The 13,942-nt window shown below is 60.7% G+C and carries 11 protein-coding genes; 8 read left to right on the forward strand and 3 right to left on the reverse strand.

Features of this window, described 5'->3' with window-relative positions:
- Nucleotides 1–13: 13 nt before the first annotated feature.
- Genes arsB through BCY88_RS29585 form a run of 4 tightly spaced genes read left to right on the forward strand, consistent with a single transcriptional unit; the run spans nucleotide 14 to nucleotide 3,510 of the window.
- On the forward strand, nucleotides 14–1,099 hold the full coding sequence (arsB, locus tag BCY88_RS29570) for an ACR3 family arsenite efflux transporter (protein ID WP_120342740.1): 1,086 nt from the start codon (nucleotides 14–16) through the stop codon (nucleotides 1,097–1,099).
- A complete protein-coding gene (gene arsC / locus BCY88_RS29575; protein WP_120342741.1) occupies nucleotides 1,096–1,518 on the forward strand; it encodes an arsenate reductase (glutaredoxin) in 423 nt (140 codons plus the stop codon). The genes arsB and arsC overlap by 4 nt, the downstream gene beginning before the upstream one ends.
- The gene (gene arsH / locus BCY88_RS29580; protein WP_120347710.1) at nucleotides 1,518–2,282 is read left to right on the forward strand and encodes an arsenical resistance protein ArsH; all 765 of its coding nucleotides are present in this window, start codon (nucleotides 1,518–1,520) and stop codon (nucleotides 2,280–2,282) included. The genes arsC and arsH overlap by 1 nt, the downstream gene beginning before the upstream one ends.
- Nucleotides 2,251–3,510, forward strand: a complete 1,260-nt coding sequence (locus BCY88_RS29585; protein WP_120347711.1) for an MFS transporter — start codon at nucleotides 2,251–2,253, stop codon at nucleotides 3,508–3,510. Before arsH ends, BCY88_RS29585 begins: the two co-directional genes overlap by 32 nt.
- A gap of 179 nt (nucleotides 3,511–3,689) precedes the next feature.
- Here BCY88_RS29585 and BCY88_RS29590 read toward each other — a convergent pair whose 3' ends face one another.
- The 3 genes from BCY88_RS29590 to BCY88_RS29600 all read right to left on the reverse strand — a co-directional run bounded on the left by BCY88_RS29590 (nucleotide 3,690) and on the right by BCY88_RS29600 (nucleotide 6,078).
- The gene (locus BCY88_RS29590; RefSeq protein WP_310796136.1) at nucleotides 3,690–4,355 is read right to left on the reverse strand and encodes a class I SAM-dependent methyltransferase; all 666 of its coding nucleotides are present in this window, start codon (nucleotides 4,353–4,355) and stop codon (nucleotides 3,690–3,692) included.
- Nucleotides 4,356–4,988: 633 nt separating this feature from the next.
- A complete protein-coding gene (locus BCY88_RS29595; protein WP_120347713.1) occupies nucleotides 4,989–5,288 on the reverse strand; it encodes a hypothetical protein in 300 nt (99 codons plus the stop codon).
- 580 nt (nucleotides 5,289–5,868) lie between these two features.
- Nucleotides 5,869–6,078: a rubredoxin gene (locus BCY88_RS29600; protein ID WP_183081485.1), complete on the reverse strand. Its 210-nt coding sequence runs from the start codon at nucleotides 6,076–6,078 to the stop codon at nucleotides 5,869–5,871.
- A 320-nt stretch (nucleotides 6,079–6,398) separates the two neighbouring features.
- Here BCY88_RS29600 and BCY88_RS29605 point away from each other — a divergent pair, with 320 nt between their 5' ends.
- The 4 genes from BCY88_RS29605 (at nucleotide 6,399) to parC (ending at nucleotide 13,724) form a co-directional block, all read left to right on the forward strand.
- Complete coding sequence (locus tag BCY88_RS29605) at nucleotides 6,399–6,800, forward strand: DUF4399 domain-containing protein (RefSeq protein WP_120347714.1); 402 nt, start codon at nucleotides 6,399–6,401, stop codon at nucleotides 6,798–6,800.
- Between the two features lie 202 nt (nucleotides 6,801–7,002).
- A complete protein-coding gene (locus BCY88_RS29610; protein WP_120347715.1) occupies nucleotides 7,003–8,934 on the forward strand; it encodes an ATP-binding cassette domain-containing protein in 1,932 nt (643 codons plus the stop codon).
- Between the two features lie 416 nt (nucleotides 8,935–9,350).
- Nucleotides 9,351–11,336 (forward strand): DNA topoisomerase IV subunit B, encoded by a 1,986-nt coding sequence (gene parE / locus BCY88_RS29620; protein ID WP_120347717.1) that lies wholly within the window; start codon nucleotides 9,351–9,353, stop codon nucleotides 11,334–11,336.
- 63 nt (nucleotides 11,337–11,399) lie between these two features.
- Entirely contained in the window at nucleotides 11,400–13,724 is a 2,325-nt protein-coding gene (gene parC, locus BCY88_RS29625; protein ID WP_120347718.1) for a DNA topoisomerase IV subunit A, read from the forward strand.
- Nucleotides 13,725–13,942: the final 218 nt, after the last annotated feature.

A 13,942-nucleotide genomic window follows, 5' to 3' on the forward strand; every position in this document is an offset into this window, starting at 1 on the left:
GCAGAGGAATCAAATGAGCAGCACTGACGCAGCGATTGTCGACGCACGGCCGGCAATCGGATTTTTCGAGCGTTACCTGACGGTCTGGGTTGCGCTCTGCATCGTGGGCGGCATCCTGGTCGGGCAGGTATTTCCCCAGCTCTTCCAGGCAATTGGCCGCATGGAAGTGGCTCAGGTGAATCTTCCGGTCGGCGTGCTGATCTGGGTGATGATCATCCCGATGCTGGTCAAGATAGATTTTTCCGCGATGACCCAGGTTAAGAGCCAATGGCGCGGCATTGGCGTCACGCTATTCGTGAACTGGTTCGTCAAGCCATTCTCGATGGCATTGCTCGGCTGGATTTTCATCCGCCATGTGTTCGCGCCGTGGCTTCCCACCGGCCAGCTCGACAGCTATATCGCCGGCTTGATCCTGCTGGCCGCAGCCCCCTGCACGGCGATGGTGTTCGTGTGGTCGCAACTCTGCAAAGGCGATCCGTACTTCACGTTATCGCAAGTGGCGCTCAACGACTCCATCATGATCGTTGCCTTTGCACCGCTCGTCGCGCTGCTGCTCGGCCTGTCGGCGATTACGGTGCCGTGGGATACGTTGATCATTTCAGTTGTCCTGTACATCGTCATCCCCGTCATCCTCGCCCAGTTGTTGCGACGACATCTGCTGACCAGAGGCGAAACGTATTTCCGACAAGCGGTCGCGCACCTTGGTCCGTATTCGATCAGCGCATTGCTCGCGACACTGGTGCTGCTGTTTGCGTTTCAGGGGCAGGCGATCGTCAAGGAACCGCTGGTTATCGCCATGCTCGCGGTGCCGATCCTGATACAGGTGTTTTTCAATTCTGGCCTCGCGTACCTCCTGAATCGGCGTCTCGGCGTCGCGCACTGTGTTGCCGGCCCTTCCAGTCTGATCGGCGCCAGTAACTTCTTTGAGCTGGCGGTCGCCACGGCAATCAGTCTGTTCGGCTTCCATTCCGGAGCAGCCCTGGCAACGGTGGTAGGCGTGCTGATCGAAGTGCCGGTCATGCTGTTCGTCGTTGGCATGGTCAACCGTTCCCAGCACTGGTACGAAGCGAATCACAGCACCAAGGGACAACCGTTATGAACGTCACGATCTATCACAACCCCGATTGCGGCACGTCGCGCAACACGCTGGCCATGATCCGCAATGCCGGGATTGAGCCGGAAGTCATCGAGTATCTGAAGAACCCGCCTGATCGCGCTACGCTGAAGAGTCTGATCGAACGCGCGGGCCTCACCGTGCGCGCCACGCTGCGCGAAAAGGGCACGCCGTATGCCGAACTCGGCCTCGCGGAAACATCTTTAAGCGATGAGCAGTTGCTCGACGCGATGATGGAACATCCGATCCTGATTAACCGCCCGTTTGTCGCCACACCGCTTGGTGTGCGCCTGTGCCGGCCCTCGGAGCTGGTGCTCGACATCCTGCCTGCTGCACAGAAAGGCTCATTCACGAAAGAAGATGGCGAGCAGGTGGTCGATAGCGAAGGAAAAAGGCTTCTCTAATGACGCAAAACATTCCGAACATCAGCGCCCCGCATCTGGACACCCCTGATCTGCAGAAGCTGGACGCACGCGCGGCTTCGCAACACGCTCCGAGAATCCTGTTGCTGTTCGGCTCGTTGCGTGCGACCTCATACAGCCGGCTTCTCTCGCTCGAAGCCGAACGCATCTTGCGTCACTTCGGTGCGGAAACACGGGTCTTCGATCCGCACGGCCTGCCGCTGGTGGACAGCGTGCCGGCCGATCATCCGAAGGTGGTCGAACTGCGCAAGCTCTCGGAATGGTCGGAGGGGCACGTATGGTGCAGCCCGGAACGTCACGGAACCCTGACGGCGGTCTTCAAGAACCAGATCGACTGGCTGCCGCTTGAAAGCGGCGGCGTCCGCCCCACGCAAGGCCGCACGCTTGCGGTGATGCAGGTGTGCGGCGGTTCGCAATCGTTCAACGCCGTGAACGCACTGCGCATTCTCGGCCGGTGGATGCGTATGGTGACGATCCCCAATCAGTCATCAGTGGCAAAGGCCTGGCGGGAGTTCGACGCGAACGGCCGGATGAAACCCTCGGCATATTACGACCGCGTCGTCGACGTGATGGAAGAACTGTACAAGTTCACGCTGCTTGTGCGTGACCGCTCGGACTACCTGACCGATCGCTACAGTGAACGGAAAGAAGCGCATCCGGAGCTTGCAACGACTCTGGCGGCCGCTGCCATGAACCATGAAGCCGTGACCGCCAATGCAGACACTGACGACAGCGAAACGGAGTGATAGCGACGGCGGCCGCGGCGCTATAGCGACATGGGCGCTTGCAGTTGCGCAGCTCGTCTCGTGGGGTTCGATCTATTACGCGTTCTCCCTTTTCGTCGTGCCGATGGAAGGTGCGATGGGATGGAGCCGCACGGCGACAAACGCGGCCCTCTCGATCGGTCTGCTGATTTCAGGGTTAGCGGCATATCCCATCGGAACATGGATTGATCACGGCCACGGCCGGCGCGTCATGGTCTGCGGGACATTGCTGGCCGCTGCGATGTTGGTGTTGTGGTCGCAGGCACATAGCCTCGCAACATTGTTTGTCGTCTGGATCGGCCTCGGTGTCGCAATGGCTGCGACGCTTTACGATCCGGTTTTCGCAGTGATCACACGGGATTTCCCAGGCACCTTTCGCACAAAAATCACGCTGATTACGCTGGTAGCCGGCTTTGCCAGCACAGTGTTTATCCCACTGACTCAGACTCTCGTCGACTTGTTCCAATGGCGAGGAGCGCTGCTCGCTCTGGCGGGGTTCAACGTGGCGATCTGCCTGCCCATTCACGTTTTCGCAATCCGCCGTGATTCGCCGCGCGAAGACGATCCGGCTTACAGGGCCGCGCTAAAGGTGACCAATGCAGCCGCTGCCAGGCGGGCTATACGGACACCGACGTTCTGGGCACTTGCTGTGTGTTTCACAGCCTACTATGCAACATTTGCGGCACTCACCTTCCACCTGGTACCGCTCATGATGGAGCGGCGGGTGTCGCCAGCCCTGATCCTGACAACGATGGCCGTCATTGGGCCGGCACAGGTGCTCGCGCGTGTATTGTGGTTCACGCTCGGCCGCAATCTCCGTCCGTCGATTGTCGGCGTCGTCATTACAACGGCGTTTCCTGCGTCGGTTGTTGTTCTCATGTGCGCAGGCACGTCGCCCGCGTTGTTGATCCTGTTCGCAGTCGTCTACGGTGGCGCAAACGGGATGATGACCATTCTGCGCGGGACGATCGTGCAGGATGTGATGTGGACGGAGGGTTATGGCGCCGTGAGCGGATTGCTCTCGATGCCCTCGAACATTGCCAAAGGCATTGCACCGATTTCGGCCGCCGCGATCTGGACGGTCAGAAGCAACTATGTACCTGTCGAATGGACCGTGCTGTTGGTGTCGCTAATGTCGGCGGCGGCATTTGTCATGGCGATGCGGTTCACCCGTGACCGAAAAGTTAGTGGGCAGATCATCGCCGGTTAGCGCAGCCATCAGGCTTCTCACGAATTGCCAGCGAGGTCATGGGTATTGGCCGGAATGTCTCAATACGGGGCAACGCAGCCACTTGCATATTTAGCGCTAGTGGCAATGCTGTCGACGATGCGTAAGCAAACGGTTATCGAATTGACTCGTGGCTCCCTGACGGCGGTGACAGACCCAGTTCAATGCGGTTTAACGCAATGGCAATAGACGAAATGCTGGACGCGGCCTGCCGGCGTGACGTGTGCTTCTTCATCGTGTTCCACCAGTTCGAATGCCGGGCCGAATTCACCGTGTAGGGAATCTGCGTCGTACTGGACTACTGGAAGACCGCTGCACTCGGCGGGCCCGTCGGGGGCAAAGGTGGCAACGATCACGTGGCCGCCTGGCTTGACCGCCCGCATTACCTGATCGACATACGCGCGGCGGTCGGCCTCCTCTGTGAGGAAGTGGAATACCGCACGGTCATGCCAGACATCGTAGAACTGCTCCGGCAATGGCGCCGCAGTGACATCAGCCTCAATCCATTGCACAGGCCCGGATTTTTTCTGTCCAAGCCGTCGACGTGCCACGGCCAGCGCTTCGCCGGAGAGATCCAGCACGGAAAGATTGCGGTAGTCGAGAGCGACCAGATCGTCGATCAACGTTGACGCACCGCCGCCGACATCGATGATCGCTGCATCCAGCCCGATGCCGATTCGTTGAATCAGACCCAGCGACAGCGTCGAGTGCGGCTGATACCAACTGACTTCAGTCGACGATTTCGCCGTGTAGATGTGTTCCCAATGAGTTTTCGATTGCATCGCCTTTGCCCGGGAGTTTGGTGCGCTTGCGTTTAACGCCTGCATGTCCTGTATTTTGCACCCAACTTTGAGCGGGTGTTTCTTTGTGATGCGTGCGGCTTGTCTGCGCGCGAGCCGGGACTGCGTAACAGTCGGCTGATGCTCGAAAAAGGGGAGTTTTAGTGTGCTACAGATTTGCTACAGCACGGTAGCGGGGCCTTGTCTGGCGGGCTTCTGGCTTATCATTCCACCCCCTGAACTACGGGGAGATGGATATTGGCAATGGGTGGACCGAAGCCTTGCTGCTATTGGCTTTAGCCTTTACCCGTGGGCGTTTCCGGTATTTCCGCTTCTTCCTAAATGAAGCGCCGTGACAGCCTGCGAGTCCTGTTTTGTGTCCGCCTCTACTGCAATTTTGCTACTTGATCATCCTGTAGCAATGAGGAAGTGATCTGCTACTTCCGCAGTTTTCCCGAGACGGAGAAAATCATGGCCTCAAGCCTGCCCGTGGGCAGTTGCTGGCGTGCCCAAGTACGCCAGCGAGCGCAAGAGTATAGCAAAAACGTTCAAAACGAAAGGCGCTGCGAAGGCTTGAGCAGAGAGGAGGGAGGTCGAAATCGACAGGGCACAGAACGCCGCCGACGCCGTAGCAATCACGGCCGGCGGGTTCGTGACGAAGCAACGGCGTTCGAGCGCTACTTATGCATCGCGCAGGCCGAGCACAGCGAGCGCCGCAGTGCGGGTTTCGTCACCGGTATAAAGCAGAACTACAACGTCGTCCCGTTTCGCGTGGGTAAACGGCTCAGTCATGTGGTCTGCGATTTTTTGCACATTGTCGATCGCGACAGTCAGCACGCTTTGGCTTCGACGGGCAGCTACCTTACCTAAGGAGAGCGTCTCAATTGCTGCGTGTAGATGGATGAAAATCCTCTTGCCGTCGACGAAGGAAACGACTTTTCCTTTGTGAATACCTCGCCCCCATTTGCTTTTAATTCTCATGGTCTCTCAGGCCTTTTTCATATTTTTAGAAAGGAACGGTAAATGCCGCGTGCAGGCAGCGCCGGTTTCTTGACGGGCAGTGCGATCCACGGGATCTAGTCGTTCAGTCTCTATTATTTCAGCCGCTTTTAAGCGTGCTTGACCGCCCGTCTCAAGCTAGCCGTCGTTCCCGGTTTTGCCGCGCAAACGGATGATCGCGCCAATACCGGTTTCGGCCGAGGACGTGCCGAAAAGAATCGCCACGCAAAGAGCTATTGAAGAGCTATTGGTTAAGCGACGTAGAGATTCGAATGACGGTATGAATGCTTATCCGAATGGCCTTGGCCGGCCGATTGTCGTCGGATAAATACGTGTGAGCCGCAACGGCGTGGCAGCCGGTTGATGCGCTAAAAAGGAAAATCTCGTGTGCTGCAGATCTGCTATAGCAAGGGAAGGGCGCCCCCTGTGGCAAGCCTTGCGCCGGTCATTCCGCTCCCACCAAGCAAAACGGCCCAGCAGGCATCACCCACTGGGCCGTCCAGACCGTCCGGCGTACTACCGCGCTACATCAGCCAGCGTGCCCCGGTTCAGTCGAGCCAACTCAGAATTCCACTACCGCAAACTCCGCCTTGCTTACATCGCACAGCGGGCAGCGCCAGTCGTCGGCAATCGCCGCGAAGCGCGTGCCCGGGGCGATACCTTCTTCGGGAAGGCCCTCTTCCTCGTTGTAGATCCAGCCGCAAATCAGGCAGACCCAGCTCTTATATTCAGTCACTTCAATTACTTCGCTCACGACGTACTCTTCTCTCATTCAATGCAGGATCCGCCCAGTCTGCCCCTTTTTTGGGCACGGCGGCGACCCGCAATATTACCGGAATTTGTCAAATGGACCGCCGATTACCTATGCGGCATCGCCGCAAAGCGCCTGAGACATGACCGGACCTGTGTGACGGACCTCGTCATACACAGCGTGTATGCTTCGATCCGCAGCTCATTTTTTGGACAGGCGCGGCTGGCGCCTCGCATGCATTGCGACGATCGGTCCCAGGTCGCGGAAATCGCAAACCGGAGCCGCAAGCGACGCCTGCATGGCCCGTGCATGACTTTCGTTACCCAAAAAGGAGAAAAAGGATGTTAAAAAACAAATGGTTGGCCGGTGCGGCACTGGCCGGATTGCTCGCCGTATCAGGTGTGGCGCAGGCCGCGAGCGTGTCTTTCGTGCAGCCGGCTGACGGCGCGACTGTCAGCAATCCGGTGCATGTGGTGTTCGCGGTCGAGGGCATGACGATCGCGCCCGCCGGCACGATGACGGAAGGCACGGGCCATCATCACTTGCTGATCGATGGCAAACCGCTTCCCAAGGGCGATGTGATTCCCGCCAGCGACAAATCCCTTCACTTCGGCAAGGGCCAGACCGAAACCGACGTGACGCTGCCGCCGGGCGACCATACGCTGACGCTGCAATTCGGCGACGGCATGCACCGCTCGTACGGTCCGGAGCTGAGCAAGACCATCACCGTGCACGTTAAGTAAGCGTATCGCACGGACGAACGGCCGGACAGGCGTGTGCAAGCACCCTCCGGTCGCGCTTTTCCCCTCAATGCCCGCCTGGGACCCGTATGGAATCCGCTTTTCAAGCTGGCCATTCGGTCTATCTCTTCCGGCATACCGGCACCCGCCCGCGCGCCCGGTACAATGAGCAGTTCCGACTCATCGCTGTCTTCTCCAATTCTCCATGTCGCTTTACACCATTACCGGGGCCCAACTGGCGTTCGGTCACGTCGCGTTGCTCGATCACGCGGATTTCTCCCTCGAAGCGGGCGAACGCGTTGGGCTGATCGGCCGTAACGGCGCGGGCAAGTCGTCGCTGCTCAAGATCGTTGCCGATCTGACCAAGCCGGACGACGGCCTCGTCACGCGCCAGCAGGGTCTGACTTCGGTCTATGTGCCACAAGAGCCCGAGTTCGATACGGACGACACGGTGTTCGAAGCGGTTGCCGCCGGTTTGACTCATGCCCGCGCGCTGCTCGACGAATACGACGTGGTCGCCAACCAGCTTGCCGACGAGCCGGAAGGTCCGGAGCACGACGCGTTGATGTCGCGCATGAACACGCTGCAATCGGCGCTCGACCATTCGGACGCCTGGAACTGGAGCACGCGCGTGGCCACCACGCTGCAGCAGATCGGTCTGAACGGCGAGGCGCGGGTCGGTTCGCTGTCCGGCGGCATGCAAAAGCGCGTTGCGCTGGCGCGCGCGCTGGTTGTGCAGCCGGACGTGCTGCTGCTCGACGAGCCGACCAACCACCTCGATTTCGACGGCATCCGCTGGCTGGAGGAACTGCTGGTCTCGCTGCGCGCGGGGCTGCTCTTCATTACCCACGATCGCGCGTTTCTTGACCGTGTCGCCACGCGCATCGTCGAACTGGATCGCGGGCGTTTGCTGTCGTATCCAGGCAATTTCAGCGCCTACCAGACGAGGAAAGCGCAGCAGCTTGAAGTCGAGCAGGTGGAAGCGGCCAAGTTCGACAAGCTGCTGGCACAGGAAGAAGTGTGGATTCGCAAGGGCGTGGAAGCGCGCCGTACGCGTAGCGTCGGCCGGATCGCGCGGCTCGTGCAGATGCGCAATGAGCGCGCCGAGCGCCGCAACGTGCAGGGCAACGTCAAGCTCGACGTGGGCCAAGGGGAGAAGTCCGGCAAGATCGTCGCCGAACTGACTGACGTCACCAAGCGCTATGGTTCGCGCACGGTGGTCGATAACTTCACGGCCACGGTGATGCGCGGTGACAAGATCGGCTTTGTCGGTCCGAACGGTGCGGGCAAGACTACGCTGCTGAAGATGATCCTCGGCGAGTTGCCGCCTGACGAAGGCACGGTGCGTATCGGCACCAATCTGCAGGTCGCGTACTTCGACCAGATGCGTGCGCAACTGGATCTGGAAAAGAGTCTCGCCGATACGATCAGCCCGGGCAGCGAGTGGGTCGAAGTCAACGGCCAGAAGAAGCACGTGATGAGCTATCTGGGCGACTTCCTGTTCGCGCCGGAACGCGCGCGTTCGCCGGTCAAGTCGCTCTCGGGCGGCGAGCGCAATCGCCTGCTGCTGGCGCGTCTGTTCGCGCGCCCTGCCAACGTGCTGGTGCTCGACGAACCGACCAACGACCTCGACATCCCGACGCTCGAATTGCTCGAAGAATTGCTGACCGAGTATGACGGCACCGTGCTGCTGGTCAGCCACGATCGCGCGTTCCTGGATAACGTCGCGACCTCGGTGATCGCATCGGAAGGCGCGGGCAAATGGCGCGAATATGTCGGCGGCTTTACCGACTGGCAGATTCAGCGCGACCGCTCGCAGCAGATGGCGCAGGAAGCACAGAAAGAAGCGGCCAGGGAAGTGGCGGCGAAAGACAGCGGTGCAAGCGGCGCGGCCCGCAATACGCAGCGTTCCGCCAAGCTGTCGTTCAAGGATCAGCGCGAACTTGAGGCCCTGCCGGCGAAAATTGCCGCGCTCGAAGCCGAGCAGAAAACCATCGGCGCTCAACTGGAAGACGGTTCGGTCTTCGCTAAAGACGCTCAGGAAGGCACACGTCTGACTGAGCGCTACGCCGCGATCGACGAGGAACTGCTGATCGCGCTGGAACGCTGGGACGAGCTGGAAAACAAGCGCAAGTGACACGCGGGGGCGGCGCGATTCGCGGTTGCGCGGGCGTCACGCCGGGTTCAAGGGGCACGGCTGTGCCGCGGTCTCATCGCGGTCCCATACCAGGCCGCACCCGAGCGCCGCTCCTTGTCCAAACGGCCAATCCTGCACGCCGTGAATTGCCGCCTGTATTGAAATCAGTAAAATACCCCGCGAACAGGCTTCCCCCGGCGTTCGCACCGGCTGGCCGTTGCCGCGCTGTAGCACCGGCGCTGAGCCGCCGTCGAGCGCGCCCATGGGAAGCCAGGCGACTAAACAGCTTGCCCGCACTGCGGGCACCCACCTAACCCCGTTGTTTCGTTTCGCTTTTTTTGAAAACTCAACGCATTGTCCACGGACCTGTCCACAGGACCTGTGGACAACGATGAACCGACGCACCCGAGTCAACCATGTCTACGAAAAAGCCAAACGCCGCGTATAGCGAAGCGTCGATCAAGGTGTTGAAGGGCCTGGAGCCGGTCAAGCAACGGCCCGGGATGTACACCCGCACCGAAAATCCGCTGCACATCATTCAGGAAGTTATCGACAACGCCTCGGACGAGGCCCTTGGCGGCTACGGCCGGCAAATCACGGTCACGCTGCACGCGGACCATTCGGTCTCGGTCGAGGACGACGGCCGTGGCATTCCATTCGGCATGCATCCGGAAGAAGGCGTGCCGGTCGTCGAAATCGTTTTCACCCGCCTGCACGCGGGCGGCAAATTCGATAAAGCCGCCGGCGGCGCGTACACGTTCTCGGGCGGCCTGCACGGCGTCGGCGTGTCGGTCACCAACGCGCTGTCCACTCGCCTCGACGTCACCGTGTGGCGCGACGGCAAAATCGCCGACTTGAGCTTTGCCAACGGCGACGTCGCGAAGCAGCTTGAAGTACGCGCCGCGACCAAAGGCGACAAGAAGTCCGGCACACGCGTCACCGCGTGGGCCAATCCGAAGTACTTCGATTCGCCGAACCTGCCGCTCGGCGAATTGCAACGTCTGCTGCGCTCGAAAGCGGTGCTGTTGCCGGGCGTCGAAGTCACGCTCATCAACGAGAAAACCGGCGAAACGCAAACCTGGAAATACGAAGACGGTTTGCGCGGCTATCTGCTCGAAGGCATGAACGGCAGCGATCTGCTGATTCCGCTGTTCGAAGGCGAGCGCTATGTCGAAAACTCGCGCGCCAGCGAAGAGACGTTTGCCGAAGGCGAGGGCGCGACATGGGTTGTCGCGTGGAGCGAGGAAGGCACGCTCATGCGCGAATCGTACGTCAACCTGATTCCGACGCCCGCGGGCGGTACCCACGAATCCGGTTTGCGCGACGGTCTGTTCCAGGCGGTGAAGAGTTTTGTCGAGTTGCACAATCTGCAGCCGAAGGGCGTGAAGCTGCTGGCGGAAGACGTGTTCGCGCGCGTGTCGTTCGTGTTGTCGGCGAAGGTGCTCGATCCGCAATTCCAAGGGCAGATCAAGGAGCGCCTGAATAGCCGCGATGCGGTGAAGCTGGTGTCGTCGTTCTCGCGGCCGGCTCTGGAACTGTGGCTGAATCAGCACGTCGAGCATGGCAAGAAGCTCGCTGACCTCGTGATCAAGCAGGCGCAGGCGCGTACGCGTGCCGGTCAGAAGGTCGAGAAGCGCAAGAGCTCGGGCGTGGCCGTGCTGCCGGGCAAGCTGACCGATTGCGAATCGACTGAAATCGGCCGCAACGAACTGTTCCTCGTCGAGGGCGATTCGGCGGGCGGCTCGGCGAAGATGGGGCGCGACAAGGAATACCAGGCGATCCTGCCGCTGCGCGGCAAGGTGCTGAACACGTGGGAAACCGAGCGCGACCGCCTGTTTGCCAACAACGAAGTGCACGACATTTCGGTGGCGATCGGTGTCGATCCGCATAGCCCGGACGACAAGATCGATCTGTCGAATCTGCGCTACGGCAAGATCTGCATCTTGTCGGACGCTGATGTCGACGGCTCGCACATTCAGGTTCTCCTGCTCACGCTGTTCTTCAAGCATTTCCCGCAGCTGATCGAGCGCGGGCATGTGTGTGTGGCGCGTCCGCCGCTGTTCCGGGTCGATGCACCCGCACGCGGCAAGAAGCCGGCACAGAAGCTCTACGCGCTCGACGAAGGCGAACTCGAAGCGATCCTGGACAAGCTGCGCAAGGACGGTGTGCGCGAGACGCAATGGTCCATCAGCCGCTTTAAAGGCCTCGGCGAAATGAGCGCGGAGCAGTTGTGGGACACCACGATGAACCCCGACACGCGGCGCCTGACGCCGGTGGCGCTCGGCGATCTCGACTACGACGCCACGGTGGCGCGTATGACGATGCTGATGGGCAAGGGCGAAGCGGCGTCGCGGCGCAGCTGGCTGGAAGAAAAAGGCAACGAAGTCGAAGCGGATATCTGAGCGTCTCTGAAGCGCTCACGATTCGCACGAAAACTTCACGCCAAACACGGATACGGAATCTAGATGGACGACGATAACACTCTCGACCTTTTCACCGAGCCGCCGCCTCCGGAAGGCGACTTTCTGACGCTCGGCAACTATGCGGAACGCCAGTATCTCGACTACGCGGTGAGCGTGGTCAAGGGGCGCGCGCTGCCTGACGTGTGCGACGGCCAGAAGCCGGTGCAGCGCCGCATCCTGTTCGCCATGAACGACATGGGCCTTGGCGACAACGCCAAGCCCGTCAAGTCGGCGCGCGTGGTCGGCGACGTGCTGGGTAAGTACCATCCGCACGGCGACCAGTCGGCGTATGACGCACTGGTGCGCCTCGCGCAAGACTTCTCGATGCGCTATCCGCTGATTGACGGCCAGGGCAACTTCGGTTCGCGCGACGGCGACGGCGCAGCGGCAATGCGGTACACCGAAGCGCGCCTGACGCCGATCGCGAAGCTCCTGCTCGATGAGATCGACCAGGGCACGGTCGACTTCATGAAGAACTACGACGGCGAGTTCGAAGAGCCGAGGCTGCTGCCCGCGCGCTTGCCGTTCGTGCTGTTGAACGGCGCGTCTGGCATTGCAGTGGGTCTCGCCACGGAAATCCCGTCGCACAATCTGCGCGAGGTCGCAGCGGCCGCGGTAGCGATGATCCGTAATCCGAAGATCGAGCACGCCGAGTTGATGCAGCATGTCGTCGGGCCGGACTTCCCGGGCGGCGGCCAGATCATTTCGAGCGACGCCGAGATTTCCGCGGCCTACGAAAGCGGCCGCGGCAGCCTGAAGGTGCGCGCTCGCTGGAAGATCGAAGAGCTCGCGCGCGGCCAGTGGCAGCTCGTGATCACCGAACTGCCGCCGAACACGGCCGCGCAGAAGGTACTCGAAGAAATCGAAGAGCAGACCAACCCGAAGATCAAGCTCGGCAAGAAGGCGCTCACACCTGAGCAGTTGCAGACCAAGCAGACCATGCTCGCGCTGCTCGACGCGGTGCGGGACGAGTCAGGCCGGGACTCGCCGGTGCGTCTCGTGTTCGAGCCGAAGTCGAGCCGTATTGACCAGACAGAGTTCGTCAATTCGCTGCTCGCCCATACGAGCCTCGAATCGAACGCGTCGCTCAATATGGTGATGGTGGGCGGAGACGGCCGGCCGCGTCAGAAGGGCTTGAGCGAAATCATCCACGAGTGGATCGCGTTCCGTTTTGCGACGGTCACGCGCCGCACGCGTCACCGCTTGAGCAAGGTCGACGACCGGATTCATATCCTCGAAGGCCGGATGATCGTCTTTTTGAATATCGACGAAGTCATCCGCATCATCCGCGAATCGGATGAACCGAAGGCCGCGCTGATGGCGGCATTCGGCCTGTCCGATCGTCAGACCGAAGACATTCTCGAAATCCGCCTGCGTCAGTTGGCGCGGCTCGAGAAGATCAAGATCGAGAAGGAACTGGCCGAACTGCGCGACGAGAAGGCCAAGCTCGAGGAACTGCTCGGCAGCGAATCGGCGATGAAGCGCCTGCTCATCAAGGAAATCGAAGGCGACGCGAAACAATACGGCGACGAGCGCCGCACGCTGATCCAGCAGGAAAAGCGCGCAACGTTCGAAGCGCGCGTGGTCGACGAGCCGGTGACGGTGGTGGTGTCGCAGAAGGGCTGGGTCCGTGCGCTGAAGGGCCACGGCCTGGATGTGGCCGGTTTCACGTTCAAGGCCGGCGACGGACTTTACGCGGCATTCCAGTGCCGCACGCCGGACACGCTGGTCGCGTGGGGCAGCAACGGCCGGGTCTATTCGGTGGCGGTTGCGATGCTGCCGGGCGGGCGAGGTGACGGCGTGCCGGTCACGTCGCTGATCGAACTCGAGTCGGGTAGCCACCTGATGCATTACTATGCGGCTTCCGCGGATCAGGCATTGCTGCTCGCATCGAGTAACGGTTTCGGTTTTGTCGCCAAGGTCGGCGACATGGTGAGCCGCGTGAAGGCTGGCAAGTCGTTCATGACCATCGACACAGGCGCCACGCCGCTCGCGCCAATGCCGATGCTGCCGGATGCGACGCACATTGCGTGTCTGTCTTCAGGTGGACGCCTGCTGGTGTTCGGCCTCGATGAGATGAAGACGCTCTCGGGCGGCGGACGCGGCGTCACGCTGATGGCGCTCGACGACAACGAAGCGCTGGTGCAGGCGCTGTCCATCAACAAGGCGGGCGTGGTGTTGATCGGCACGCGCCGCGGTGGCCGTGTCGACGAAGAGAAACTGAGTGGCGCCACACTCACGCCGCACGTCGGCAAGCGGGCGCGCAAGGGGCGCGCGCCGGAGAGCAAGATGAAGCTCGACGGGATGCGTCCGGTGCTCGCTGCGTGAAAAGAAATAGAAGTCGATAAGAGAGCAGGGTAGGACAAAGCATGAATACGGCGTGCGCTTCGAAGCAGGAGCAGCCACATCGCGCGTTTCAAAGCGCACGCCGCGTAGCAAAAAATCCGGGGTGCAGCACCGTCGCGGTATCGGGCGTGTTGCAATAAAAACTACAAAGAATGTTAAGACGCTGCCGGCGCAAGGAACTGCACGCATAGCGCGCGGTC

It is taken from the genome of Paraburkholderia fungorum, from assembly GCF_003610895.1.
GTDB classification, from domain to species: Bacteria; Pseudomonadota; Gammaproteobacteria; order Burkholderiales; family Burkholderiaceae; genus Paraburkholderia; species Paraburkholderia fungorum_B.